The organism is Pantoea sp. PNA 14-12, from assembly GCF_004364735.1.
GTDB classification, from domain to species: domain Bacteria; phylum Pseudomonadota; class Gammaproteobacteria; order Enterobacterales; family Enterobacteriaceae; genus Pantoea; species Pantoea stewartii.
Window position 1 is genome coordinate 173,283 of the sequence record NZ_SOAJ01000002.1, and the last position, 26,006, is coordinate 199,288.

Consider the following 26,006-nt stretch of genomic DNA (forward strand, 5'->3'; position numbering starts at 1 on the left):
CAGCTCGAATTACCTTTAATTGTGAGTCAAAGATCCAGAGTGACAATAATTGAAAAGCCTCCGTTAGAAAAGAGGCTTTTTTATATTTTATTCGAGCCACTCCGTATGGAACACACCTTCTTTATCAATGCGTTTATAGGTATGCGCACCAAAGAAGTCGCGTTGTGCCTGAATTAAATTAGCAGGCAGAACTGCTGAGCGGTAGCTGTCATAATACGCAACTGCTGACGAGAAGGTTGGCGTCGGGATCCCGTTCTGAACAGCAAAAGCAACCACATCACGGAGTGCTTGCTGATATTCATCAGCAATTTTTTTGAAGTAAGGTGCTAAAAGTAAGTTAGCAATATTCACATCCGCGGAGTAAGCATCAGTGATTTTCTGAAGGAATTGAGCACGGATAATACAACCTGCACGGAAAATTTTAGCAATTTCACCATACTGCAGATCCCAGTTATATTGATCTGAGGCAGCCTTTAATTGTGAGAAGCCTTGTGCATAAGAAACAATTTTACCCAGATACAAAGCTTGACGAACTTTTTCAATAAATTCGGCTTTATCTCCGGTGAACTTTTTGGCTACTGGCCCACTTAAAACTTTAGAAGCAGCGACACGTTGAGATTTAAGAGAAGAAAGGTAGCGAGCAAATACAGATTCTGTGATTAATGATAACGGCTCACCGAGGTCAAGAGAACTCTGGCTCGTCCACTTCCCTGTCCCCTTATTAGCTGCTTCATCTAAAATGACATCAACTAAATAATTACCATCTTCATCTTTTTTGGTGAATATATCTTTAGTAATGTCTATGAGATAGCTACTTAACTCACCATTATTCCATTCCGTAAAGGTGTCGGCTAACTCTTCATTTGTTAAGTTGAGTGCACCTTTTAACAGAGAGTAGGCTTCTGCGATTAACTGCATATCACCATATTCAATGCCATTATGAACCATTTTAACGTAATGGCCTGCGCCATCAGAACCAATATAAGTCACACAGGCTTCACCATCTTCGGCACGCGCTGCGATTTTGTTAAGAATAGGCGCAACAAGTTCGTAAGCTTCTTTTTGACCACCGGGCATAATTGAGGGCCCTTTAAGCGCCCCCTCTTCTCCGCCAGATACACCTGTGCCAATAAAATTAAATCCTTTATCCGATAGTTCTTTATTTCGACGGATAGTATCTTTATAGAAAGTATTACCACCATCTATTAAAATATCGCCTTTATCAAGATGTGGTGTGAGAGATGCAATAGTTTTATCAGTAGCCTCTCCAGCTTGCACCATTAATAAGATACGACGTGGCTTCTCAAGGGAGTCTACGAAATCCTCAACAGAATAAAATGGAGCTAATTTTTTGCCTGGATTTTCAGCAATCACTTCATCCGTTTTTTCACGCGAACGATTGAAAACTGAAACAGTATAACCGCGGCTCTCAATATTGAGAGCCAAATTACGGCCCATTACAGCCATACCTACAACGCCGATTTGTTGTTTGGACATTTTTTACTCCTTTCAGATTTACCGTTGCGACTCAATATGCATAAACACAGATTAGCATATTCTCGTAGAAAAAAACGACTAAAATTAGTGTAGCACAGTACGCAAAGACTTTAGATTCAAATAACTGTAAAAAATTCACCCACTGATAGTGTAATATTCAGAGATATCTTTATTTATAGATTCTGGATTGACTTCATAATTACCATCAGAATTTTTATTAATTATATAAATATCGTCGCCGATAGCAGATATATGTTGAAAAGGACTGTGACAATTATTATCAAATAATGAGCAACCAATGAAATAATTTGCGTGATTTTTGATACCAAGCATGTTCAGAATCGTTGGGGCTAGAGAAAGACTGTTTTTACCCGCACCATCTATGACAGTATGTTGCACACCAGCACCAATAATAATCAAGGGGATTTTATCCACAAAATACTTTGTATCAACGTCGAAACTTTTTTTAAATTCTGGTGCAGGAAAAGAGGCGTGATCAGCAGTAATAACTAATATCGTATCATTGTAATATTTAGACTTTTTAAAGTAATTAATAAACTCTCCGAGCTGATAATCATAATTATAAAACTTATTATAGATTTTATTGTTTCCATCTTTATAGCGTACATCTGGACTATCCATTCCGTGATGAGTTCCTGATGGATATACACCAATAAAAAAAGGTGTGTCTGTGTTATAACTTTCAAGAAGTTGCTTTAATGATTCAAAGACTTTTTTATCAGACATCCTGTCTCCCTGCTTCCATCCAAAATCTTCCATTCCATAAACTTTTCGAAAAGGCATTGATTTAAGCAAGGCATTAAGATTGCTATCGTTTTCAGTCGAGGCGAGGAAAAAAGTATTGAAATCATTTTCCTTTAGAATAGACGGGAGAGAAATAAGCCTCCCGAAATAGTTCGTTTCTACCTCTTTATGACTAATCTGAAAAAAACCACCAACTTTGTTATTAGTTCCATCTCTGTATTGATATGCTGATGTGAGCTGACCACGCAGCCCACGGAATGTAGCAGCAGTATGATTATAATAATTTTTTACTACAACGCCTTCATCATAGAGTTTATCGATATTCGGGGTAAGATGTAGATCTAAAGTGTTTTCACGATCAATAACATGTGAAGAAAAGCCTTCTGTAAAAACAATAATAACATTTTTAGGTTTATTTTCGATAAAATTAATATGATGCGAGTTTTCATAAACATTAAATTTTAAATACTTTTTTGCAATATCAGGGTAATTATATGATGGCTTGTAGGTCAACTGCTTATAATAACCATGCGAGGCTGAAGAAAAATTTGAGATAGCACCATTAATAAAGAATAGTGGGATGAAGAGAACAATAAAATAAACTGAAAATTTTGTTTTTCGTGGAATCAAACAGGTCAAAGAAACAAGACAGTATGTCAATGTAATAAGAAGCGTTTCAACAAACTGAGAATGCCCTATAGCCCTAAACTCCGACAGATTATCTAACGTCAGAGTTGAAACAAAATCCCCTGTCGATCTCAAAGAGGACACCTGAAGACCCAAGGTGAAGCCATAAAAGAGACTGATAACAATACGAACAGGGCTGCCTAAAGCTCTGCAAGCAAAACTAAATAAAAGGATTTCGAGATAAATATTTAACTCTACACCTGTATCAAGATTACTCCTCTTTAGCAATAAGTGAGTTAATATTATTAGACTGGTGAAGTGCAAAAATAAAAGATATTTATATTTATTCATTTTCTTTATATTATTTAAAATTATTTTCTTTCGAAATATACTTTGCAGTATTCTGCAACCATTCTCTCTTTAGTGAAAGTATCAAGAGTATGTTTTTTTGCCTGACGGCCTAATCTTTTGACTTCATCTGGATGATTGATTAAATACAACATCTTTTCAGCAAATTCTTCAGGTCCGTTTTTATAAAGTTGACCTGTAATATTGTCGAGCACCACTTCTGGTATACCCTCAACGCCATGCGCAATAGAGGGTATTTGAAAAAGTGCAGCTTCGGCAAAAACTAAACCAAATGCTTCCCACAGCGAAGGTTGGCAAAGTACATCAACATCATTAAAAAAAACGTTTTTGTCAATGATCCATCCCGGCATCACAATTTTATCTTCGAGATTGTATTTACTAATTAATTTTTTACACTCAGAAAAAAGTTCACCATTACCTGCCAGTGTAAATCTAACATTATTACTGACATGATATTTATTAACAAGAAGGTTAACTGCTTCGATAAATTCTAATGGATTTTTCTGTGTGTCCAGTCGTCCTAAAAATGCAAAATGCAAACCACGTTCGTTATGAAAGTTTTTTATCTCACATTGATAATCTTTTATACTCACGCCATTGTAAATCAAATGACTCTTAACCAAAGGATAATATGATATATATTTCTTGTTAACAGTGACATTTACATCACCGAATAATGTAGAAAAGTTCTCTAATAAATAATAAAAAATACGTTTAGGTAATGCTTCGTATTTATGAAACGCCACCCCATGAACCGTATGAACTATTTTATTGATTCCTGCAAATTTTGCAGCTATTCGAGCTACAATTCCAGGTTTAGTCGAATTGGTGTGTACAATATCAAAATTGTATTTCTTAAAGACTTTGTAGAGCGCAATAAAACTTTTTAAATCATGAAACCCAATATTTCTCTTTATTGAAGGAACAATGATGATTTCTACGTCAGCATTTCTGAATGATTCCACGAACTGTTCTGTTGGATTTTCACCGCAAATAACATACTTTTCTAAGTCACTATTTTTTAAACCACTAAGAATATCTAAAGAAATTTGTTGAACACCAGACATTTTGGGTATTACTTGAACATGAGCTATCTTCATTAATTATTCTCATTAATTCTTTTTAAAAATTTTTCTAAGAACTGCTTTAATCGTCCTGATTCGATAGCTAACTTTGAAGGATAAACTTGCGCCGCTTTTAAAACCCGTCGTTGTCACTGTCGCACTATGCCTACGATAGTGAATGAGTGGTTCGTCGATAAATTTAATTTTGCCATACAAAATAGCAGTTAAACCAATCCAAAGGTCATGGCCGAGACTTTCTTGAGGAAATGGAAAAGCCTTTTCAACTAATTTTCTGTTAAATGACATACAGCAACCATGGAAAGAACTTTTATATAATGTTCTAAAAATACTCGAGCTCGGCTTTATGTATTTAAAATATGAATCAGCAATTGTTTTTTTTTGCTCATCAATAATTTTGCAATTGCAAACTACTAGTCTGGGCTCATTGGCTTTTAAGAACTCGATCGTCTTCTCTATGCGTCCTTCAATCCAGATATCATCCTGGTCCGACAAATAAACATAGTCTCCTTTGGCATTTTTTAACGCATTTTGTACATTTAATGAAACTTTATAAAGTGTATCAAGCTGTTCATCGCGTTTACTTCTGTAATTCTGAAAAATTTTAATACGATCATCCCCGATGCTATTAATTTTACTAATTGTCAAATCAGTAGAATTATCATCTGAGATAACTATTTCATCATTGATGTCTAGTTGAGCCAAGATACTCCTGACCTGTTCCTCAATAAATGCTTCACCATTGAACGTTGGGATGCAAACAGAAATCATCTTTGGCCTCGAACATAAAAGCGGGAAAAATAGAGAATAAATTGTTTTTCTTTCGTTCTTAAAGTAAGTTTAATGGCTCTATTCAAAACCATAAAAAAATAAATACCATCATCAATAAAATTATTTCTATGGCAATTTCTTGCACATTTACAATAGATTTTGAACCTATTTAATAAAGAATTTGTATCAGGTTCATCATTGGAAAGATCCTGTATAACTAATAAAGGCATGACATAGAAACAGTCTACATTTCTTTTTAATTTTTCAATAAATTGAAAATCGCTAAAGTCTAAAAATACTTTTTCTTCATATCCACCACATTGAATGGCAGATGATGTATTTAGCATCATGCCACTGTTAATAGGAGAATAGCGATCGAGCGGATAAATTCCCGGTTCAATTTCTTTTAGAACGAATCCCCGATGCAGTGAATATCTTAAAGGTGAACATAGCTCACCTTTTGTAGTTTTAAGCCTTGGGGCAACTAGTTTAATATGCGGATTATTCTTTATAGCTTTAACGTATTCCTTAACCGAGTCTGGAGGAAATTTTGTGTCTTGATCGAGTAGTAATACATATTCATAATTAAGCTCTTTAGCTTTTGATAGTCCTTTATTATAAGCTGCGCTCACACCTGAATTAGAATAATCGTTTATATAATATACTTTCCTGCCACGATAGCTTTCTATTATTTCATTGTTGTCTTCACATGCAGGGGAATTGTCATATACAAAGATTTCGGAAATTAATCCCTCTACATCAGAATCTAGTATGCTATTAATACTGTCTGAATGACTCAAGCCTATTTTATAAAGAACGACAATCGGGAGGAATTTTATGTCCATTTAAAAATGATATCCAGAAATAATTTGATTGTGATATAAGTTTAAAGAAAGAATACAAGCGCTATATAAGATTACTAAAAGTTTTGCTACATTTTTTTGCTGACATCTGTAAACGATCATCGGTAGCAGTACTATTTCAGCCACGGCAAATATTTCACTCATTCTTATAGCAAAGGCTGGAATAGCTGAAAACAAAACTAAGCAAATGGGTGACAAAGCATATATTTTCAGAAACAAAACAAATCTTTCATCTCCGCTAAACTTTTTATAAGAAGCAAAAACAAAAATGAGAATAAATATACGGAACAATTGCATTATCGAAAAAACGTTGACTGGTTGTATCATTCCCTGCTGCGTTTGATAATTATATATTCTCAACTTTTCCTGAATGACCGGCACAGGTAAATATCCTAGCAATTCAACAGGGTTGATTTTCCATAATATCGAAAAATAGCAAAGCCCTATTGAACACAGAATAATATAAATATATTTGCTACTAATTTTCTTTCGATTAAATTTTAATGCGACAAGCATTACAACCATAGAAAAATGAAAACAACAGGCTGCAATGATGTAATAGATGAACTTTCTCTTATTACCTTCCACCAAAAATTTTAGCGCAAAAAAGCCTATTGCCACTCCAACGCCGATTCTTATCTGTGTCATCTCATGTAAAAAATAAAAATTACTGTAATACACAAGTAATGACAAGAATATATAAGGTGAAAACTGCTTAATATATTTCACTTTATAAAAAAGCGCTACGAAACAGAATGCTATAAAAATCAATTCATATGAATTAGTCAATAAATATGAGACCCAACTCATCAAATAAAAAGTTGGTTCTATAGTATAAGGTTCACCATCAATAATGTATTCGTAAATGCTTATATAGGTTTTATAATCTCGGTCGACATCAATACCACGAAAAGCCGCCAATATAAAAAGAGTGGTAATGAAGAAAAAATATATTTTTTTATTTTGATTATTTAATAGACTAAATAATGCCAACCCCGAAAAAATACATAAATATATTGCCATTATCAACCTGCTAATGATTATCGAATTTTCTTAGGCCTTTACAGAATAGATATTTTGCCAGATAAAATCTTCGCCTGATGCCCCAGAAAACTTTCATCGGTTTTGCCAAAATTTTATTATATAGCCTGACGTTAAAACCAACACTTTCAATTTGGTTTTTCTTAATATCAGCGCCCATTAACGTGAAGCATTTGATTTTATCTTCCACATTTTTACTGCTATTCTCTTTGTAAGTCTTCCACCCGTGGTGTACGGCTTTAAGCGTACGTGGCGTTCGACAAGAATAGAGTTCTGGTCTGAGATAACGTATATGGTCGGGATAAAGCCCGAAACTATTTATTGACCAATCCCATCGATATAATGCTGCAGTAGTATCAACCGGAGAAATAAATAATTCGCCGATTTTTCGTTCCTTATCGTAAAGCGCTTTCTCTTGTGAAAGGATATTTTCAAAATACATATCGTTTTCAATATCAGCCCAGTCCAGCGACATTCCTAGTTTGCCAATACATTTGTATTGTTCCATATATTTCACAAGAACTGTAAGCCAGCATTCTTTATTTTCATTCAATGAGGGGAATTCAATGTCACCATCAGTTAACAAAAAATAGTTTGAATTATGACTCTCTTTTATTTTTTTTAGATGCTCGTTAACACCCAAAACCCATAGATTGCTTTTGTTTCTGAAAATCTTAATATTCTTGTATGTAGCATATTTGTCAAGCAACGCATTTTGAATAGGTGAATTCGAACTATTATCAATCACATAAATAAAATAAGGGTATAAGGTATTATTGATTATACTTTCAATACATAACTCAAGAAACTCATCATCATTCCTGGTCATGATTACTATCGGTAAGGCATTATCGTCCATATCGCGCTCTTAACTGGCTTTTAATTAACCCTCTTAAATCGGGACTCAAAACTGCAAATAATATCGTACATGGGACGCCTATTATTACAGTGAAAACACAACATTTAAAGAGTAAACTCATTACCCCCTCGACTTCAATGGGATAAGTTTTTGCGTAAGATACAAATATGAAACAGAAAAAAACGGCAATAATTGCTGGCACCCATGAGAGAAAATAGTCTTTGAGAAACGTATTTAAATCTAACTTGAACCCGTACTTATATAAATAGTACGGCCTGACAATCATTATAATTACTACATTTGAAAATATGGTACCTATTATTACTCCATTAATCCCCATGTATTTAATTAATATTAAAGAGATTATTAGGTTTGCCACACCTTCTATTAGTGGTAAGTGTATATCTGACATATATCCATACGAAACCTTAAAAATATCAACTGCGCTTCTGGATATCAGGAAAAAACAATTTACACTTATTAAAAGGACAGATTCATTAGCGAGTAAAACTGACTTTCCTAGCCAAAGTGTTATGACATCATTGACGACAAAATAAAAGACAATGCTCACTACCGAAGCACATAAGAAAAAAAACACATTTACTTGAAGAAATTTTTTGTAAGTTGCTTCTCCCCCTTTATCATGTAAATAATTACCCAATGCTGCACTCAATGGTGCACTCACTGTCGTGATAAGAAACGATAACGCCTGGATAATCATGATATACGAGGAATAAGATGTTACATACGCTAGTCCTAGAAAAAATGAAACTAAAAGGTAGTCAGTATTAAAAATCAACACCCCGGAAATTTTATGGATAAATGTTTTTTTCAGTTCTGTAAAAACTTCTTTCCTAAAAATTGTTGTTTCTTCTTTATTTTTTATGGATTTTAAATGATATTGTTTTTTTACGATGTTTTTAAAGAGGAGTAATTGCAGGATATTAGATGTTAATTCAATAATACTAAAAACGATTATCCCATACCCTAGTTTTAGAGACAGAATTTGAAGAGAAAAACTTATTACCCTTCCTAAACCATTAATAACTCGTACATAATGTAATTTTTGGTCGGCTGAAAGTAATATTGATTCCGAACTGTAGCTATAAGATAGCGTCGTTGCTAATACGAAAAGCACCCAAGGTATATAAAGCTCAAGATACTGTAATTTATCTTTGACTATGAATGGGAGGAAAAAGGCTATAGCGAAGCCAATTATCAATACGAGAAGCTGTATTTTTTTATAGAGATCTCGGATGGTTGAAATAATTATTGAAAGTTCTGTATTGTCTTTCTTGTGTAAAGGTTTAAATAAAAGATACGTTGATGCAGTCCCAAGTCCTAGTTCAGCTAAATTTATAAAGCCTAACAATTGGTTGATCAGCAAATAAAAACCTGTAAGTTCACTTCCTAACTCATCAAGAAATACTTTCCTCACAAAAAAAGTCATGACCATTATGAGCACTGAAAAGAAAAGCCCATATTTGAATGATTTTATTACGTTTTCTCTTCTCATTATACGCTCATTGAAAAAGCCAGTTTTTAACTGGCTTTTTGCTTCGCTATTATCAATCTTTTATAAAGTTAGTTATTAAATATTTCGCGGAATGACTTCGCTTTTTCGTCTTTTACAGAAAGTTTGTAATGACAATCAATTACCGGCCATTCTATGTTTAGATCTGTATCGTTATAAAGAATACTGTTTTCTGCTTCTGGATGATAATAATTTGTTGTTTTGTAAAGAAACTCAGCATGGTCACTCATTACGGCAAAACCGTGAGCAAAGCCTTCAGGAATCCAGAGCTGCCGTTTATTTTCAGCTGACAAGATAATGCCGAACCACTGCCCGAATGTTCTCGATCCTTTTCTGATATCAACAGCCACATCAAAAACTTCACCTGCAACACACCGCACCAGTTTTCCTTGAGCATAAGGAGCATTTTGGAAATGTAGGCCACGGAGAACACCTTTCGTCGATTTTGAATGGTTATCCTGTACAAAGTTTATTTTTTTGCCTACAGCCTCTTCAAATGAGCGTTGATTGAAACTCTCAAAGAAAAAACCACGTTCATCACCAAACACTTTTGGCTCAATAATAAGTACATCTGGTAAGGATGTTGTTGCAATCTTCATCAATCAATTACCTTTGATCATATTAAGCAAATATTTACCATATTTGTTTTTTGCGAGTGGCTCAGCTAAATTTTTAACCTGAGCAGCATCAATAAATCCTTTTCTGTAAGCTATTTCTTCTGGGCAGGAAACTTTTAAACCCTGTCGCTCTTCAATAGTTTGAATGAAATTACTGGCTTCAATTAAACTTTGATGAGTACCCGTATCAAGCCATGCGAACCCTCTTCCCATCATCGCTACAGATAATGTTCCTTTTTCAAGGTACAGTCGGTTGATATCGGTAATTTCCAACTCTCCACGTGAGGAGGGTTTAAGGTTTTTGGCCATCTGGACGACATCATTATCATAAAAATACAAACCTGTTACAGCATAGTTGCTCTTAGGCACCTCAGGCTTTTCTTCCAGACTAATAGCTTTACCATTTTTATCAAACTCTGCAACACCATAACGCTCAGGATCATTAACATGATAAGCAAAAACTGTTGCACCACTCTCTTGTGAGATTGCCGTTTCCATTAATTTGGGTAAATCATGCCCATAAAAAATATTATCACCCAGAATTAAAGCACAGCTATCGTTACCAATAAATTCTTCCCCAAGTATAAACGCTTGTGCTAACCCATCCGGGCTGGGTTGGACTTTATACTCCAGTTTAATTCCCCATTGGCTCCCATCACCCAGAAGCTGTTCAAAACGCGGCGTATCTTGTGGCGTGCTAATAATTAAAACATCGCGAATGCCCGCCAACATTAATGTTGAAAGTGGGTAATAAATCATCGGCTTGTCATAAATAGGTAAAAGTTGCTTACTGACAGCCATTGTGACCGGATACAGACGGGTACCAGATCCGCCCGCAAGAATAATTCCTTTACGCTTCGCCATTCATTTATCTCTTTAAGCAAAAATGCCTGTTACAGGCATTAAATTTCTTTTAACGTTCTGAAGTTAATATTTCCGTAAGCATACGTCTGACACCAACATGCCATTCAGGAAGTGTCAATTTAAAAACGGTTTGAAATAATGTATTATCTAAACGTGAATTTTGAGGCCGTTTTGCAGGTGTTGGATATGCACTTGTAGGAACAGCGTTAACTTTTTCAACCTTCAATGGGATACCAAGCCGACGAGCTTCGTCAAATACATATGTAGCATATAGATACCAGTTCGTGGTACCACTAGCTGAAAGGTGATAAATACCTGCAACCTGGGGTTTTTCCAGTGCTACGCGCAATGCATGTGCTGTGCAATCTGCCAGAATCTCTGCACCTGTAGGTGCCCCGAACTGGTCGTCAATAACAGATAGCTCACTTTTCCCTTTAGCCAGTTCCAGCATTTTTTTGGCAAAGTTACTACCTTTTGCTGCATAGACCCAGCTTGTTCTAAAAATCAAATGCCTGGTACACTCAGATATCAGATTTTTTTCACCTAGAAGCTTACTTTTACCATAGGTATTTACAGGTTCGGCAATATCCGACTCAGACCATGGTTTTTCACCTAAACCCGAAAACACATAGTCTGTTGAATAGTGCACTACCCATGCTTTGAGCTTCTGCGCTTCTCTTGCTATGACTTCTATACTCTGGGCGTTTAAAAGATAAGCCTCTTCTTTTTCAGATTCAGCTTTATCCACTGCAGTGTAAGCAGCAGCATTGACGATTATCGCGGGCTTTATTTGACGAATGGTCTCAGCAATTTTGTCAAGTTTACTTAAATCCCCACAATAATCTTCAGCATGCCGATCAAGCGCAATAACATTGCCTAGTGGAGCTAATGAACGTTGCAGTTCCCATCCAAGCTGACCTGACTTACCAAAAAGCAGGATGTTCATTACTGACGTTCTCCATAGTTTTCATCAATCCAGCTTTTATAGGCACCGCTTTTGACATTTTCAATCCAAAGACTATTTGTCAAATACCAGTTAACAGTTTTTCTAATACCACTTTCGAATGTCTCTTGCGGTTTCCAGCCCAGTTCTTTAGCAATTTTTGTAGAATCAATTGCATAACGACGGTCATGTCCGGGCCGGTCTTTTACATATGTAATTTGTTCACGGTAGGAAACATTTTTAGGTACTATTTCATCTAATAAATCACAAATAGTTAGCACCACATCGAGATTTTTTTTCTCATTATGCCCACCAATATTGTAGGTTTCTCCAATTTTTCCGGTTGTGACAACCGTGTACAGTGCCCTCGCGTGATCTTCAACATACAGCCAGTCACGAATCTGATCACCTTTGCCATAAACAGGTAATGATTTACCTTCAAGAGCATTAAGGATGACAAGAGGGATGAGTTTTTCTGGGAAATGATAGGGGCCGTAATTGTTTGAACAATTTGTAATGAGCGAGGGCAAACCATAGGTACGTGACCATGCTCTGACTAAGTGATCGCTGGATGCTTTTGATGCAGAGTAAGGGCTGCTTGGCGCATAAGAAGTGTCTTCTGTAAATAAAGGCAGCGATGAAGATTCTTCTACTTCATCTGGATGAGGCAGGTCACCATACACTTCATCCGTTGAAATATGGTGAAAGCGAAAAGCGTTTTTCTTCGATTCATCAAGCCTGAGCCAATACTGACGTGCTGCTTCCAGTAAAGTGTATGTCCCTACAATATTGGTTTCTATGAATGCTGCGGGTCCAGATATTGAACGATCAACATGACTTTCTGCAGCCAGGTGCATAATTGCATCGGGTTGATGACGTTCCAGTACAGAAGCCATTTGACCTGAATTACAGATGTTTGCATGTTCAAAGCTGTAACGTTCACTGTTCTCAACATCTTTAAGTGACTCAAGATTACCTGCGTAGGTCAGTGCGTCAACGTTTACAACGCTATCTTGCGTATTTTCGATTATATGACGAACCACCGCGGATCCAATAAAACCTGCACCACCAGTCACTAAAATTTTCACAATTGCTGTCCAGAATAGTATTTCACATTTCGCATTCAGACCCGACGCCGGAATGGGAGAGTCATGATGCAATTCAATTTAGGTGTAAAGTTTACCTTTGCATCAGCGCGCACTGATGCAATCTGCCAGAATAAACGCAGTGTCAGAATTTATCCGCCAACGCTTCGTTTTCACTCTGATTTGACAGAGTTATTGCGTTTATTCTATGAAATCTCGCTGATTTATTGATAATCGCGTTAAAGGAAATGAACAAAGCAATGAACGCCAGAAGTTGCCAGCAATCACTTATGCCAATACTTTCGAATACAATACCAATTATTGCGAGCGTCACAGCACAACAAACCATGACGGCAAGTGTACCGCGTCCGGTCAGTCCACCTCTCATCAATAGATGGTGAAGGTGTTCTCTGTCTGGCCTGAAAGGACTGCAACCACGCCTGATACGTGAGGTCATCACTCTGACCATGTCCATCAAAGGAACCGCTATCAACCAGAGAGCAGTAACCGGCCGCATTACCGCTTCAGTTCCCTGAGTCGCTATCATAAGCAACCAAATTACTGTAAAGCCAATTAAAGTGCTTCCTGCATCGCCCATGAAGACCTTGAATTTCTTACCCCATGGAATACCAAGATTTAATAAAATGTAAGGCAGGCAGGCCGCCATCAGGCAGGTGCACCATAACGCGAGCTTTGAATTACCCCCAAGTTCAAAAACGACCCCCAGAGCCCCAAACGTTACGCATGATAGTGCGCCTAACAGACCATCAATTCCATCAACCATGTTGAAGGCATTGATTGCCCCAATAACGGCAAAAAGCGTAAACGCATAGCCAAACATCCCCAGCACAAGCTGAAAACCGAATAAAACATTGCCAAGGGAGTAGAGATAGTATCCGTTCCACATCATGATGCACGCCATTAAAGCCTGGATCATTATGCGAGGCATAACAGGCAGATCGAAACGATCATCCATCACACCTACAGTTAACAGTACGGTGGCGCAGAACATATATATGGTGAAATCAGGCAGCCAACCTGGCTGCATGATGTATAAAATCCATAGTGATAAGTAGACCGAAACGCCGCCAACTAAGGGAATGTGTCCTTTATGCTGCTTTCTGTCGTTAGGCTTATCGACCAGTCCGACTTTGCGAGCGACCTTGCGCGCAATGAATAGCAACGCGAATGCACTTAGAAAAACACAAACGATCTCTTGCATGTATGCACCACTGCTGAGTTGTCATATTTTAACCACGCTACCGCCCCTGGCTATCGCTACCACTTGCGTGAACATAGTTTTAGCCATCGTTAAGCATAGACTGCATTACAAAATGGCGTTGTCTTGCCCGGTTATTATTTTCGAGAACCTGGCTGAATCGATAAAAAACCTTACGATTCTCGTACTATCCTGGCTTTGAGACAAGGTTTAAAGCGCCACTTTTTGACAATTTTCTGATCACACAAGATTTGGCATCTGAAATCTGACCATTTAATCAACAGATTTTGTTTTCTGTGGCAAGCGGGATGGGTTGAAAGCGCCCTAGATTTTTGATTTATGGACAAAAAATAACTAAGTCCATTTTTTAACAGGTGAGTGCTTACAATGATGTGAACGGTTTAAAGACAATACAGGAACATCCCATACGTGCGGCTGCTTGTTAGCATCGAACGATATGGGATTTTACAAATGCTAATGAGTAATATTAACGAAACCCTTCCGGATTCTTCGACTGCCAGTTCCACGTATCGCGCATCATCGCGTCAATCCCCCGTGTCACACGCCAGTCCAGTTCACGGTTCGCCAGCGACGCATCCGCCCAGAACGCCGGCAGATCGCCATCGCGACGTGGTTTGATTTCATACGGAATCGGTTTGCCCGAGGCTTTTTCGAAGGCTTTGATCATCTCCAGTACGGAGAAGCCTTTGCCACCACCCAGGTTGTAGGCTTTATAACCTTCAATTTTGTCCAGATGATCCAGCGCTTTAAGGTGGCCTTCCGCCAGGTCAACGACATGAATGTAATCACGCAGGCAGGTGCCGTCTGGCGTATCATAGTCACCGCCAAACACACCGAGTTTATCCAGACGACCGATAGCGACCTGGGCAATGTAGGGCAGCAGGTTGTTTGGAATGCCTGACGGATCTTCACCGATCTCACCCGATTCATGCGCGCCAACCGGATTGAAGTAGCGAAGCGCAATGGTTTTGAACTTCGGCTCGGCTTTGGCAAAATCACGGATAATGAATTCGACCATCAGCTTGGAGGTGCCGTACGGGCTGGTCGTCCCCCCAATCGGGGTAGTTTCAACGTAAGGTACCGGCGCGTTAGCGCCGTAAACGGTGGCAGAGGAACTGAAAATGAAGTTCCAGACGCCGGCGTTACGCATTTCTTCCAGTAGAACAACGGTACCGGCAACGTTATTTTCGTAATATTCCAGCGGCATACGCGTGGATTCACCCACCGCTTTAAGTGCGGCGAAGTGAATCACGGCAGAAATACGGTGAGAGGCAAACAGGTCGCGCAGGCAGGCGCGGTCAAGGACATCACCTTCAATAAAGGTGGCTTTCTTGCCGGCGAGTTTCTCAACACGGTTAATCGCCTCACGCGAGGCATTGCACAGATTATCCAGGACGACGACGTCGTCACCGCGCTCCAGCAGCGCCAGTACGGTATGAGAGCCGATGTAACCCGCGCCGCCTGTAACCAAAATTGCCATCTCAACTTCTCCCTTTCTGCCGCGTTAACCGCGGCGAATTATACAGTGATTACTTCGCCAGAATATGCTTAATCGCTTCGCGGAAATCACGGCCCTGCGCATTGTTTCGTAAACCGTACGAGACAAACGCCTGCATGTAACCCAACTTGCGTCCACAGTCAAAGCTGTGCCCGGTCATCAGGGACACATCGACCGTTTTTTTCTTGCTCAGGCTGGCAATCGCATCCGTTAACTGAATACGTCCCCATGCGCCCGGTTCGGTGCGTTCCAGTTCTGGCCAGATATCGGCAGAGAGGACGTAGCGCCCTACCGCCGCCAGGTCTGAGTTTAACTCAGCCGGATGCTCTGGTTTCTCAACGAAGTTACTGATGGTGCTGACGTCGCCCGGGTTTTCCAGCGGTTGTTCCGTCGTGATCACCGAGTATTCTGACAGGTCATAATCGGTCAGATGCTTCGCCAGAACCTGGCTATGACCGGTCTCTTCAAAACGCGCCACCATGGCCGCCAGATTATAACGTAAATGGTCAGCGGTAGAATCGTCCAGCAGGACATCAGGCAGGACGACAACGAACGGGTTATCGCCGATCATCGGACGGGCACAGAGGATGGAGTGTCCCAGACCCAGTGGCTGCGCCTGACGCACGTTCATGATGGTCACGCCTGGCGGACAAATTGACTGTACTTCACTCAATAGTTGGCGCTTCACGCGCGCTTCAAGCAACGCTTCAAGTTCGTACGTCGTATCGAAGTGGTTTTCCACCGCATTTTTGGACGCATGGGTGACCAGCACAATTTCTTTAATACCTGCAGCCACGCACTCGTCAACGATGTACTGAATCATTGGCTTGTCCACAACAGGCAGCATCTCTTTCGGAATGGCTTTGGTCGCCGGAAGCATATGCATGCCGAGACCCGCAACCGGGATTACTGCTTTAAGCTTGGTCATATTTATTCCATCTAATGAAGTGAAGACATGCGTCAATTATGCCGGATGGACCGGAAAAGGAAGTATAATCTTTATCTGAAAAGCCCACACTAACTCGCTGTGAAATCTTACAAATTCGGGATTTTCCCTGGGTTTTCGCCGTTTGGAAATAAAGCGCAATCTCACAGACAAGCGAGTGTCTGGCGGTCCGAATGCAACATCCTTTGCCCTTTTTAAGACCAGCCATAAAACGACACGGGCGACCCGAAGTCGCCCGTGATAATGACACTTACAGCCACTGTTCAAACCATTCCGGCATCACGAAAAGGTTGAAGTGATTGACCAGCAGCATCAGTCCCGCAAACAGTACAGAGACCGACACCCACTGTCGGGCATAGGGTATAAAACGAATGCCAATGACCGGTTTAATAAAGAACGGATGCGCCAGGGCGGAAATTAACACCTGCGAAATCGACAGCGTCAGCGCGACATAGAGGACGTTCGGCCAGATAAAGGTCGTGGCCAGCACCGCCACCACCACCAGACTCGCGACGATGTTCCAGTAGAACTCCACGTTGGTGCGACCGTTAGCCTGGGAAATAGCACCAGTCAGACCGCCCATCGGGCGCAGCATGCCAAACAGCAGCATCAACGGAATGAGATGGTAAACCTGCTCATGTGAAGCACCATACAGCACGCGAACAATGACGGGTGACAAAATACCAATAGCCAGATACATCGCGCTGCTGAACAACATAATCACCAGCGTGCCCTTGAGGAACAGTTTCTTCAACTGCTCTGGATCGTGCTGCTTCTCGGCAAAGCGCGGCAGCGCCAGGCGGTTAATCACGGGCGACACCAGCTTGAGCGGTTGCAGCACCAGTTCTTTCGCCAGTGAGTAAACACCGAGCATGTCAGCGCCCATCACTTTACCCACCACCAGCGCATCAGCCTGAGTGCGTAACTGGTTAATCGTCTGCGAACCGAGCTGGTAAATTCCGTAGCGTACCGCGTTAAAAAAGGTCTGTTTGTCGAACTCCAGCGTAGGCCGCCAGGACTTCTCTCCAAGCGCAATCATGCACAAAATACGGGTGAACGCATTGATAAACAGGCCCAGAATCGCTGCTGCGACGGTGAGCGACGTAAACTCCAGCATGGCGACAACACACAGAAAGGCGAACAGCTTCGTGCCCATCTCAATTTTCGCCAGCGAAACCATGCGTTTGGTTTTGATATAGTGCGCCTGATACTGAGACAGATGACCGAGCACCAGGAAGTTGAGACTGGTCAGCATAATCAATCCGGTTAACGCCGGAAGGTGATAGAACCAGGCAACCGGGAAAGCAATGCCCAGCATAACCAGGCCGGTACAGAAACTAATACCGACGTTAACCCAATAGATCGTGCTCTGCTCGCGGCGCGTGATGTCCTGGCGGTGTACCAGATAGCTGCTCATTCCCATGTCCTGCAGGACACCCGCCACCGCCAGAATGGCGTTGATAATGGCCAGCAGCCCCAGTTCATGGGTTTCGAGTTTACGGGCGAGAAAACTCAGTTGCGCGACCTGCAGTACGGCTGAAAAACAGGTGCTGCCAAACAACCAAATCGCCTGTGACTTTATTCCACTCAAACCATTTGCTCCAGAATCTGTGCCAGCTCGCGGTAGGCGATATGCTGATTAAACTCGGTTTCCACTTTCTGTCTGGCGGCCGCAACAACGGGGGCAACGTCTACCTCGCCCTGGGACAGTTTCAGTAAGGTGTCGGCCAGCGCGTCAGCGTCATCTTCTTTGACCAGCCAGCCGGAAACGTTGTTTTCGATAAGTTCAGGAATACCGCTGTGGAAGGTGGAGACCACCGGCAGCCCGACCGCCATCGCCTCCATCAGCGCGACAGGAATACCTTCCATGTCGCCATCGGCGGCGGTTTTTGACGGCAGCAGGAAGATATCGGCATCACTCAGCGCCTTACGAATCTCCTCCTGCGGTTTAAAACCTGGCATGGTGACGCAATCCTGCATCGCTTCGTTCGCAATGAAGTCACGCATCATCTTGTCCTGATCGCCGTTACCAATAATCGTGTACTGGAACTGACCGCCGCGCTGCTTAAGCATGGCGCTGGCTTTGACCGCGACATCCAGGCCTTTCTTCTCAGTCAGGCGGGCGACAGACACGATACGCAGCGGCGTGTGAAAACCATCGCGCGGCTGGAAGTTGAATTTCTCTGGCTCGATGCCCATACGGGTCACGTGAATCTTTTCGGGCGGGCAGCCCATTTCGATCAACTTGTTTTGCCACAGATGGCTGATCGGTAGCATCAGCTCGCTCTGCTGAAACAGGTTGCGGTAATCCTGCTTATGCTCGTCGAGAATGTGACGACGCGAAATATCCGCGCCGTGGAAAACGGTGGCCTGTTTGCCCTTCAGAATACCCAGTTCGCGAAGTTTATTTGCCAGCGCACCGGCATAGCCGAAGTGCACCAGGAACACATCCGCTTCATAGGTCTGACGCGCATTGGCGACAATGGCGGGAAGCAGCAGTTTGCTTGACTGTGCGCCATAGCGGCGCACGTTAAGCGAACGTAATAAGGATGCCCGGGTGATTTTAGGCAAAACCAGTTTCAGGCGTTGTCCCAGCTTGTCCGTCAGCGACACTTTTTCTTCTGGCAGCAGGTAGTGCGTTTTTGCTGCCAGGCCGTACTCATCAAACGCGCCATGCCGGTTGACCAGATCCCCCGGAAATACCGAGATGATCTCAACATCATAGCCCGCATCAATAAAGTGAGTGACCTGGTTCAGAACAAATGTTTCAGAGGCAACCGGGAAACGCATCGTGAAAAAAGTCAGTTTCATCACATCATCCTATTACGTTTAGAATCTCTTCAGTGATTCGGTTACCCACTTCCCTTTCGTGCGCCACGGCAGCAGCAACGTTTTGCTTGATCGCGTCGTAGTCGGCCAGGACGCTCTGCACCTTATCGATCAGGGAACCGTCCATCAGGCTCTGTACATCGGTCGCCATCTGCGGCAGGCCTAACTGATTCATGACGCCCATGGATTTGTGCTCATAGTTAATCGCTACGGCAGGCGTGCCGAAGTTCATCGAGATAATGGCAGAGTGCAGACGGGTACCAATGGTGAGATGACACTCGCTGAGCAGCACACCCAGTTCCAGGTCATTAAACTCGTCCATCACGACGTGATAATGCTCAGACTGTTGCACGTGGTCACGCAGGGTCAGCGCGACCATGCGGTCATCTTTGGCGTAGCTGTCGATACCGGTGCAGGTAGACAGGGCGACGACCTGATAACCGCTCGCGATCATGGCGTTAATCACCCGGCCAAATGCGGCTTCATAGTCTTGCTGCGTGACGCCCAAACGCTTATCAAAGGGGGCCAGTTCGCGTACCGTGATGGCAATGGTTTTACGCGCGCGGATCACGCTCTGCCAGTGTTGCAGGCTGTGGCTGGGGTTTTCCACTTCACGGGCACGAACCAGAAACGCGGTATCCACACCGGCCACCACTTTCGAGCTGGTAACGCCATCCCGCTTCATCAGATCCAGACTGACCGATTCACGCAGAATAAGCTTGTCCACCCGATCAAACACAAAATTTGCCAGTTGGTTGGTGCGCGCATTCTGGAACGGACCGACCGAGTGACCAATCAGGTAAATAGGTTTTTTAGCTAACAGAGCACAAAGCGCATGGTCAAACTGCGTTACGCCATAGAGGTCGACAAAGAATGAGCCACCTACCTGAATGATGGCATCATAATCCTTCAGGCTTTCCGTAAAGGCTTTAAGGTGCGGCGGCACGGAAAATGACTTGTAAGGACCGCCCTTACCCAGGTGTGCCATCATGATGTTGGGCATCAGGCGGTTCGCTACCTTACGTTTGACCGAGCCAATCAGGCCCTTCCCCGAGGAGTTGTTATGCAGGAACAGCTTGTCCTGCTGAATATGTTGCTGAAGCAGATAACCGGAGCTGGTTGGATAACGGCTAATCACATCAATATCGACATCGTTGCGCGCGGCCTGAATTGAATCAATCAGTCCACGCAGAATCGCGCCATCCCCACGATTCCCACAGGTATGGTTACCCACCAATAAAATTTTCATAAAAACTCCGAATTAAATTTTTTCTAATTCTGACAACCGCCCAGTTCCGAAACGGGCAAAATGAACACTGATAAAAAACAGCAATAACGTGCACGCCAACAGCCCAGATCCTGTTGGCCCTGGCTGCCGCTAAGGGCAGCCCTCTCTCAATTACGCTTTAATGGCAAAATAGGGCAAGGCAACGGTTTTACCGTTAATGACCACCGACACGAAACCTTCTGGTTTACGGGTATCCACGTTGTCAGCCGACAGCGCGCGGGAAGCCAGCAGGAGATCGCCTTGCTCATTTGCGCCGACGCCCGCTTTGCCGTTGTGCAGACTAAAGCGCTGCGGTGCAGCATGGCTGCCACTGTCGGGCGTAGCTTTAGCCATTTTGGCATCGACCCGTGCGCAGCGGCCGGTCACAAAACGGTCCTTCGCGGTGCTTTTGATCATGATGGCAGCAGAAGGCGTCCAGCCTGCCAGCCTGATAAAGACCTGTGTATCGGTGTCGGTTTTCGCCACGTAACGCACGTCCAGCACCGGGCTGCTGCCTTCCGCTGACCAGCTGGCTTCAGCGTGATCTTTCTTACGCTGAACATGAATCACCGCGCGACCACCGGTGTTTCTGCCGTCGATCAGATTCATCAGCGGTTCGCTGTCCGTGCCGTTGTTAAACTGCGACTGGCCGAAGACCTCGATTTCCCACGAGTCACCGACAGTAGGAGAATAAAGGTTAGCCAGTTCGTACCACACGGGCTGACTGGTGTTGTTTTCCAGCAACCAGCGCGAAGTGAGATAGTTGTATTTCAGGCTGCCATCAATCGCGACGCCGTAGGATTCAACACGGGTCGATCCCATCTCCCAGGCGCTTAACCAGCGATCGCCCTGCTCTGAGTTATCAATCCAGCTCCCCGACTGCAGGTTGGTCTGGCGCGTATTCAGGCGCGAGTGCCAGGCGATAAGCGGGTTTTTGCAATCTTCCAGACTGAGCGCATCAATAATCCACTGACCATTGGAGATATCGCCGGGATTGTCGCAGTGTTCAATCCAGCCGTTATGAATCAGCGACTGACTGCAGCGCGGCAGATTCAGAACCTTGCCACCTTTACAGTGCTGCGCATTGAAGTTGGAAAGCTCAATCGCCGTGCTGTGATCCCAGTTGCCCTTCTTCTGTCCTGACCAGCCGGCCTGAATGACATCACCAGTACAGGCCGAGGCGTACCACTGGTCAATTTTACAGTCCAGCGTATCCAGCAGGCTCAGCGCGGTGCCACCAACGTTGTTGAAACGCAGACAGGCCCCCCGGAAGAATTGTCCTCCCGGACAGGTATTGCGGAACAGGCCCTGCCTGTTCGGCTTCGTATCGGTATTGCCATTGAAAATCAGGTTGGAGATTTCCACCCAGCGGGCGCTGACCTCAAACACAAACGGGGATTGACCATCAGAAACGATGGTGGTCGCCGGGAAGTAGCCGAAGTTGACCATGGCCCCGGAGATACGGAAAAAGCGACGCTGTTCTTCGCCAAAGTCACAGCCTGTCACGAAGAAGGTGCCTGCCGGGAACTGGACACAGATAGGCTGATCGCTCTGTTGCGACCACTGATACATGGCTTTAATGGCGGGCGCGCTGTCGGTTTTGCCGTCGGCTATCGCGCCGAAGTCAAACAGCGACAGCCGGTTATAGTCATCCACCACGCGGCGCCAGTGAAAGCCGTCGCCGCTGAAAATCACGCCCTGATCGTCCTGAGCGGGTTGAAAACTGCCAACAAACTCGCCCCCGCCTACTTCCAGGCCGGGATGCCAGCTCTTCAGCTTAATCTTTGCCCCTTCAAACAGCGGCCGCGTTTTACGCAGATCATCGACAGAAGGAATTTCCCCGATGAGCTGATAACCGGCAGGCTGCGCCAGACGCTGACTAAAAGCGGCCTGACCCGGCTGACTGACATCCGGAATGTTGAATACGGTCTGTCCGTTGCTGTCCTCCAGCGCCATGGCGTGCGACGGATTAGCGATAAGCGCCGCGTTGTCTTTGACGAACTGATCAAAATTGCCTTTGTTCAGCGTAATCGGCTGGGTGATTTGCGCCAGATTGCCGTTGGCATCGCGCAAAAAGACCGGAATCTGGTTACCGGGCTGGCGGGCATCGCTGCCTGCTTTGCCAATCCACAGCTTCCCCTGAAAATTTTGCCAAAACTGCGGTGGCATGGCGTACACATTTTCAGGGGTAAGAATGGGAACATCCCCTTTCGGGATCGCCGTTGCATCAACCGATTTCAGCGCCAGACCCGTATTTTTGGCGGCGTAGCTGGAAAACGTGCTCACGGAAAGCGCACCGACAAGGGCGGAGGCTGCGGTTTGCAAGACTTCTCTTCTTTTCATGCAGTAAATCCCGTCGTCATGAAGGCTGTAAACTCAGCCATAAAAGGTGTCCCATGAGGCACAGCAAAAATGAGCATCTCCAGCCCGTTTACACCAGCGCCAGCCAGCTTTGTTTAATCTGTTTGCCGTCAAATTTCAGCGCAGTGTGTTGGGTTTTTTCGCTCATGGCGAAGAACAAGGCATCATCGCTCGCCAGTTGCTCCATCCGCGCCAGAAATTCGCTTTTCTTGTTCATTGGCACCAGGAAGCCGTCTTCACCGTGATTGATGATCTCCTGAGGACCCGTCGGGCAGTCATACGCCACCACCGGCAACGACCACGATTTGGCTTCCAGCAAAACCAGCGGTAAACCTTCATAACGCGAGGTCATCAGCGCCATATCGCTGTCGCGATAGTAGTCGTTTATGTTGCTGACTTTGCCGACGAACTTCACGCTGGAGGTGATGCCCAGCACGGCAGCCTGATCGTGCAGCTGCTGGCGCAGCTCGCCGTCACCGGCAATGACCAGGGTCCAGTCTGGATGGGCTTTGGCAAAGTCGCGCCAGATATCCAGTAGCAGGTCAAAACCCTTTTGATTGTCCAGACGGCCGACTGCCAGCGCCTGGCGATGACGCGAGGTGCGTTGCCAGGCTTTGTATACGACCGGGTTGGGGATGGTCTGGCTGGGAATGTGCCAGCGCTGAAAGACCTGATGATCTTTATCCGTCAACACAATCACGCGGTCGTAGTAGCGCAGAAGCAGAAATTTGAGGAATTTAATGGGCTTGCTAAAGGAGTTGATGGCCACGTGCTCACAGGCATAGGCTTTGAAACGTTTCTTTTTAAACGTCATCAGATTCCAGAACGCAAACATCACGCTCAGGCGGCCCATGCTGATCAAAAACACGGTATCAAAGCCTTCCTGCTGGATACGTGCCACCGCACTTTTAATCGGGTTACTTTCCCCTTCAAAGCTGACGATGCGCTTAACCTTTTCAAACGGGTAAAACGGCTGACCGTGCCCTTCCAGCGAGTAAATGGTGACGTCGTGCTCATCACCGAGGCATTCCGACATAAAGTTACAGATATTCTCGGTGCCGGCATACGAGTAAGCGTCTTTGATCACCAGGACGATTTTTTTCATGAAACGTTATCCACCTCAAAGTTTACAGACAATCCTGCCGATCGGCTTAACGGTGTTTCAGGCTAAAAAGCACACCGTTCACCATATACCAGGCGTAATAGTAATAGATTTTTAACGGATTGTTTTTATAGATAATTCTTAATAGTTCGAGGTGCCATTTCGCGGCTTTATTTTTATTACGCGACAGAGAATCGCCCAGCTCATAATAATTCACCAGAATTGTCTGAATTATCCTGGCCTGTTTATAACGGCTAAACAGTTCGTAGAGGAAAAGGAAGTCTTCATGACCTTTGCGCTGGAAAAAAATACCGCCTGGTGGACGGCGAAAGCACACGGAAGAGAAGCAGACACGGTACTGTTTTTTTACGAAGTTGTCCTGCTGTAAATACGGCTTCGAGTAGCGGATATCGTGGTCAGCTTTGCGGGTTTTATAATGATATTCGGTAATAACCAGATTATCCCCATCGGCTATCGCCTGCATCTGCTGACGCAGTTTATCACTGTGCCATTCATCATCGCTGTCCAGAAAAGCAATGATCTCTTCTTTGGCCGCGCGCAAGCCGACATTGCGGGTTTCGGCTGCGCCCATGTTCACGGCATTGTCCAGAATCGTAATACGCGGATCCTGGCACTGTTCTGTTACCCAGGCGAGGGAGTCATCGGTGGATTTATCGTTGATCAGATAGAGGTGCCAGTCCTGATAGGTTTGATTTAACACGGACTGCACGGCGCGTAATACCGTCTGGCGGGCATTATACATAGGCATCACGATGCCAACGGTACCAGAGTGATTAGTCATTTTCATACCTGAATAAATAAAAAGACGGAGCGACCGGGAGAGGCTTCCGGCAGCACAGAAACGTCACAACATTTAAGAGAATCAGGAAAGTGCCTTTTCACCGCCAAAACGCGCTTTCAGCTTGTCTTTCACGCGGTTGAGGAAGTAGGTGCGATTGTCTTTATTAGTGAGCAAGAAATAGCGGGCAAAACTCACGCTCGCCATCAGGGCGTTGCCGTCCATTTTGTAGCGCAGCGGCAGCTTAAAGGCTTTATAGGTGTGAATATCACGCGCGGTAAGGTGCGGCTTCATGGTATCCAGCCAGAACAGGGAGTATTTGACCGATTCCCCTTTGTGCTTTGAACCGAACGAGGTCACCAGATGATAATTAGCCAGCGGCGCGTCAATCATCTCGAACCGGTAACCCATCCGATCGGCACGGATACAGAAGTCATAATCCTGATGGCGAATAAAGCGCGCATCGAACTGAATTTTGGCGGCATCTTCACGCTTCAGCACAATCGTGCTGGTTTGAATGAAGCCATAACAACCGAACAGATATTCCGCCACCGTTTCATTTTCAGCAGGCGGCTGCATTGGCATGACTTTCAGGAACGCGCCGTCCTGATAGATATTCACCTGACTGAAGATAATGGTCTTGTCTTTGCCCTGCGCCTCAAGTTCGGCAATTTTTTTTGTGACCTGCAGCAGCTTATCGGCGTGCCATTCATCGTCGGCATCCAGGAAACTGACATAGTCGCCCGTGGCCAGTTCAATGCCTTTGTTACGCGCACCTGCGCCATTCAGCTTGACCTCTGACAACACCAGGTTGATGTCCAGGTCCTGGTAACGCTCGCTGCGAACCACCTCGGCGAGCGCGGCGGCATCCGCCGATTTGTCATCAACGATGATGACCTCGAAATGACGATACGTCTGTGCTTTAACGCAATCCAGCGTCGTGACAATCGATTCTGACGCGTTATAAGCCGGAATTACGATGGAGAAACGAATGTCCTTCATTGCCAGCACCTCATTAAAATAGTTCAAAAATAAACAATTCAATCG

At 43.7% G+C, this 26,006-nt stretch carries 22 protein-coding genes; all 22 read right to left on the minus strand.

Annotation, left to right across the window (positions count from 1 at the left end; translation table 11 throughout):
* Positions 1–87: 87 nt before the first annotated feature.
* A complete protein-coding gene (gene gndA / locus C7434_RS08535; protein ID WP_133745360.1) occupies positions 88–1,497 on the minus strand; it encodes an NADP-dependent phosphogluconate dehydrogenase in 1,410 nt (469 codons plus the stop codon).
* A gap of 135 nt (positions 1,498–1,632) precedes the next feature.
* Positions 1,633–3,240: an LTA synthase family protein gene (locus tag C7434_RS08540; protein ID WP_133745361.1), complete on the minus strand. Its 1,608-nt coding sequence runs from the start codon at positions 3,238–3,240 to the stop codon at positions 1,633–1,635.
* Between the two features lie 20 nt (positions 3,241–3,260).
* Positions 3,261–4,358, minus strand: coding sequence for a glycosyltransferase family 4 protein (locus C7434_RS08545; RefSeq protein WP_133745362.1), 1,098 nt, complete (start codon positions 4,356–4,358; stop codon positions 3,261–3,263).
* Positions 4,359–4,370: 12 nt separating this feature from the next.
* Entirely contained in the window at positions 4,371–5,111 is a 741-nt protein-coding gene (locus tag C7434_RS08550; RefSeq protein ID WP_133745363.1) for a glycosyltransferase, read from the minus strand.
* On the minus strand, positions 5,108–5,956 hold the full coding sequence (locus C7434_RS08555) for a glycosyltransferase (protein ID WP_050504922.1): 849 nt from the start codon (positions 5,954–5,956) through the stop codon (positions 5,108–5,110). Before C7434_RS08555 ends, C7434_RS08550 begins: the two co-directional genes overlap by 4 nt.
* Positions 5,957–6,997, minus strand: a complete 1,041-nt coding sequence (locus C7434_RS08560; RefSeq protein WP_033740460.1) for an EpsG family protein — start codon at positions 6,995–6,997, stop codon at positions 5,957–5,959. It abuts the gene before it with no gap.
* A gap of 10 nt (positions 6,998–7,007) precedes the next feature.
* Positions 7,008–7,874 (minus strand): glycosyltransferase family A protein, encoded by an 867-nt coding sequence (locus tag C7434_RS08565; RefSeq protein ID WP_033740463.1) that lies wholly within the window; start codon positions 7,872–7,874, stop codon positions 7,008–7,010.
* A complete protein-coding gene (locus C7434_RS08570; protein ID WP_133745364.1) occupies positions 7,864–9,390 on the minus strand; it encodes a hypothetical protein in 1,527 nt (508 codons plus the stop codon). Before C7434_RS08570 ends, C7434_RS08565 begins: the two co-directional genes overlap by 11 nt.
* Positions 9,391–9,458: 68 nt before the next feature.
* Positions 9,459–10,007: a dTDP-4-dehydrorhamnose 3,5-epimerase gene (rfbC, locus tag C7434_RS08575; protein ID WP_033740468.1), complete on the minus strand. Its 549-nt coding sequence runs from the start codon at positions 10,005–10,007 to the stop codon at positions 9,459–9,461.
* 3 nt (positions 10,008–10,010) lie between these two features.
* Positions 10,011–10,889, minus strand: a complete 879-nt coding sequence (gene rfbA / locus C7434_RS08580) for a glucose-1-phosphate thymidylyltransferase RfbA (protein WP_033740470.1) — start codon at positions 10,887–10,889, stop codon at positions 10,011–10,013.
* 49 nt (positions 10,890–10,938) lie between these two features.
* Positions 10,939–11,835, minus strand: a complete 897-nt coding sequence (rfbD, locus tag C7434_RS08585) for a dTDP-4-dehydrorhamnose reductase (protein ID WP_033740471.1) — start codon at positions 11,833–11,835, stop codon at positions 10,939–10,941.
* Complete coding sequence (gene rfbB, locus C7434_RS08590; protein ID WP_033740474.1) at positions 11,835–12,920, minus strand: dTDP-glucose 4,6-dehydratase; 1,086 nt, start codon at positions 12,918–12,920, stop codon at positions 11,835–11,837. Before rfbB ends, rfbD begins: the two co-directional genes overlap by 1 nt.
* Before the next feature lie 142 nt (positions 12,921–13,062).
* On the minus strand, positions 13,063–14,139 hold the full coding sequence (wecA, locus tag C7434_RS08595) for a UDP-N-acetylglucosamine--undecaprenyl-phosphate N-acetylglucosaminephosphotransferase (protein ID WP_033740476.1): 1,077 nt from the start codon (positions 14,137–14,139) through the stop codon (positions 13,063–13,065).
* Positions 14,140–14,623: 484 nt separating this feature from the next.
* Complete coding sequence (gene galE, locus C7434_RS08600) at positions 14,624–15,637, minus strand: UDP-glucose 4-epimerase GalE (protein WP_033740479.1); 1,014 nt, start codon at positions 15,635–15,637, stop codon at positions 14,624–14,626.
* A gap of 49 nt (positions 15,638–15,686) precedes the next feature.
* Positions 15,687–16,583, minus strand: a complete 897-nt coding sequence (gene galF / locus C7434_RS08605) for a UTP--glucose-1-phosphate uridylyltransferase GalF (RefSeq protein WP_006119858.1) — start codon at positions 16,581–16,583, stop codon at positions 15,687–15,689.
* A 268-nt stretch (positions 16,584–16,851) separates the two neighbouring features.
* Positions 16,852–18,192, minus strand: a complete 1,341-nt coding sequence (locus tag C7434_RS08610) for a lipopolysaccharide biosynthesis protein (protein ID WP_033740483.1) — start codon at positions 18,190–18,192, stop codon at positions 16,852–16,854.
* Positions 18,189–19,412: a glycosyltransferase gene (locus C7434_RS08615; protein WP_110268233.1), complete on the minus strand. Its 1,224-nt coding sequence runs from the start codon at positions 19,410–19,412 to the stop codon at positions 18,189–18,191. Before C7434_RS08615 ends, C7434_RS08610 begins: the two co-directional genes overlap by 4 nt.
* A 4-nt stretch (positions 19,413–19,416) precedes the next feature.
* Entirely contained in the window at positions 19,417–20,679 is a 1,263-nt protein-coding gene (gene wcaK, locus C7434_RS08620; RefSeq protein WP_039338130.1) for a colanic acid biosynthesis pyruvyl transferase WcaK, read from the minus strand.
* A gap of 150 nt (positions 20,680–20,829) precedes the next feature.
* Positions 20,830–23,040, minus strand: coding sequence for a phage tailspike protein (locus C7434_RS08625; RefSeq protein ID WP_033740488.1), 2,211 nt, complete (start codon positions 23,038–23,040; stop codon positions 20,830–20,832).
* Positions 23,041–23,128: 88 nt separating this feature from the next.
* Complete coding sequence (locus C7434_RS08630) at positions 23,129–24,163, minus strand: glycosyltransferase (protein ID WP_033740491.1); 1,035 nt, start codon at positions 24,161–24,163, stop codon at positions 23,129–23,131.
* A 46-nt stretch (positions 24,164–24,209) separates the two neighbouring features.
* Positions 24,210–24,962, minus strand: a complete 753-nt coding sequence (locus C7434_RS08635; RefSeq protein ID WP_006119867.1) for a glycosyltransferase family 2 protein — start codon at positions 24,960–24,962, stop codon at positions 24,210–24,212.
* Between the two features lie 81 nt (positions 24,963–25,043).
* Complete coding sequence (locus tag C7434_RS08640) at positions 25,044–25,961, minus strand: glycosyltransferase (protein WP_033740494.1); 918 nt, start codon at positions 25,959–25,961, stop codon at positions 25,044–25,046.
* Positions 25,962–26,006: the final 45 nt, after the last annotated feature.